This is a genomic window from Blastomonas sp., assembly GCF_041747255.1.
GTDB lineage: Bacteria > Pseudomonadota > Alphaproteobacteria > Sphingomonadales > Sphingomonadaceae > Blastomonas.
In genome coordinates, this window is record NZ_JBGTFM010000063.1 from 1 (window position 1) to 2,086 (window position 2,086).

General features: G+C 62.5%; 2 protein-coding genes and 1 pseudogene. 1 reads left to right on the forward strand and 2 read right to left on the reverse strand.

Annotation, left to right across the window (positions count from 1 at the left end; genetic code table 11):
• Positions 1–630: hypothetical protein (locus ACEW8G_RS02320; protein ID WP_373486835.1), on the forward strand; the 630-nt coding region annotated here is incomplete at its 5' end.
• 3 nt (positions 631–633) lie between these two features.
• On the opposite strand, the gene ACEW8G_RS02325 is transcribed toward ACEW8G_RS02320, so the two are convergent.
• Positions 634–1,761, reverse strand: a complete 1,128-nt coding sequence (locus ACEW8G_RS02325; RefSeq protein ID WP_373486836.1) for a type II secretion system F family protein — start codon at positions 1,759–1,761, stop codon at positions 634–636.
• Positions 1,762–1,879: 118 nt separating this feature from the next.
• Positions 1,880–2,086: pseudogene (locus ACEW8G_RS02330) on the reverse strand (type II secretion system protein GspE); the annotation flags it as partial.

A 2,086-nucleotide genomic window follows, 5' to 3' on the forward strand; every position in this document is an offset into this window, starting at 1 on the left:
CTGATCGGCATGATCGCCATGATTCCGGCCGCAGCCGTGGTGGACGAAACCGACCGACTGAGCGTCGGCGGAACGATCTGGGACGGTGAGGCGGTGCTTGATTCAACCATTCGCGTGGTCTGGGATATTTCCCCGATCTCGAGCCTGACCAAGCTGGCGTTTACCGCCCGCTGGCATCTGACAGGCAGCGCAAACGATCTGGCGGGCAGCGTCTCACTGCGCGGCGAACAGCTCCACCTGGATGACGCATCCGGACAGGTCGACGGGGTGCTGTTGGACGCGTTGTTTCCAAATCTGCCGCTGAGTTGCAGGTTCAATGCCGACGTCCGGCTGGCCTATCTGCATCTTGGCGGCAGCGGTCAGGGCGGCGCCGGCAGCCTGCGCACCGGGCCCGTCAACTGCAATGCAAAAGACCTTGCCGCCTTTCCCCTGGATTTGCCCCAGATGGAGGCTGACCTTGCCCCGGCCGGTGACGCAACCGCGGGAGCGCTCAAGACCGTCGAGAATGGCGCCCATCTGATCGAACTGCGGCTTTCTTCCGACGGCATGCTGAGCGTGTGGCCGACCCAGATGGCCGTTGCATTGGCGCCGATGCTGGCTGGCAAGCGATACGATACCAAGATCGAATAGCGGTCAGGAAATCGCCAGATCATTGAGACCGATGATTGGCATCAGAATCGCCATCACCATCAACAGCACCATCCCGCCCATTGCCAAAAGCACCATCGGCTCGACGAGTGAGACGATGACCTGGAGTTGGGCATCCACCTCGCGGTCCAGCTCGCCGGCCGCGCGTTCCAGCGCGGGGCCCAGTTTCCCGCTTGCCTCGCCACTGGCCACGATGGCGACCAGCATACCAGGCAGGATATCGGCCTCGCGCATCGATCTGCTAACGCTGTCACCTTCGCGTACCCGCAGAGCGACTTCCTCCATGCGTTTGCGGATGTGTCCGTTGGGGATCACGGCAGCTGCCGCATTGAGCGCATCGAGCAGCGGCACCGCGCTTTGCACCAAGGTGGCAAGCGTTGCCGAGAAGCGCGCTGCATTCAATTGCCGACTGAAGCGGGCGAGTGGATCACGCGTCGCAACCAGTCGGTCAAAGGCAAGTCGCCGTTCGGGCCGGGCAAATTCACGTCGCGCGAGCAGCGCCCCGCCGACGAGTGCGACCAATATCACCACCCCGTAATTCGTGAGCAAGGAACTCACTGCGATCAATATGCGGGTTAGCAACGGCAGGTCCGCACCGCGCGAGACAAACACCTGCACGATGTCGGGTACGACGTACATCATCATCAGGGCCATCATCAACGCCGAGATAGTCGCCAACAGCGCGGGATAAAGCAGCGCGAGCTTCAGCTTACGATTGGCCACATGGCGCGAGTCAACGAAGTCCGCCAGGTAGGCGAGCACGTCGGGCAAACGTCCCGACTGCTCCCCCGCATTGATCGAGGCAACGTAGTAGTTGGGGAATACCTTGGGGTGACGCCCCAGGGCCTGGGCGAAGCTCGAACCCTCCATCACCTTGCTGCGTACGTCGAGCAGCACTCCGGCCATGTTTGGCGCGTCACCTTGCCCTGAGACCAGCCGCAAGGCTTCCTCGATCCGGACATCGCTGCCGATGAGTGTGGAAAGCTGCCGCGTCGAGGTGGCTAAACTGCGGGACGAGACCGACCGGCGGCGGAACCGTTCGCGAAAGGTTTGCGGATCGCCCGAGGGTTCGTCGGTATTGCGCCCCGCCTTGTGGCTGGGAGAAACCGACACCGGCAGCAACGACTGTTCTCGCAAGGCATGGCGCGCAGCGGTCAGATTACCAGCCTCGATTACGCCCCTTTTTGTGCGCCCCGCCGGGTCGATGGCCTGATAGGAAAAGGCCGGCATGTCAGACCTCTTCGCGCACTACCCGCGCCACTTCGGCAACGCTGGTCAATCCCTCGCGAATTTTTAGAACACCGTCATCGAGCAGCGAGGGGCTTAGCCGACGAGCCTGTTCGGTCAGCGCGGCTTCCGAAGCGCCGTCGTGTATCAGTGCCTCCATTGTCCGGTCGACCGGGATCACTTCGTGAATGCCGGTGCGCCCGCGGTAACC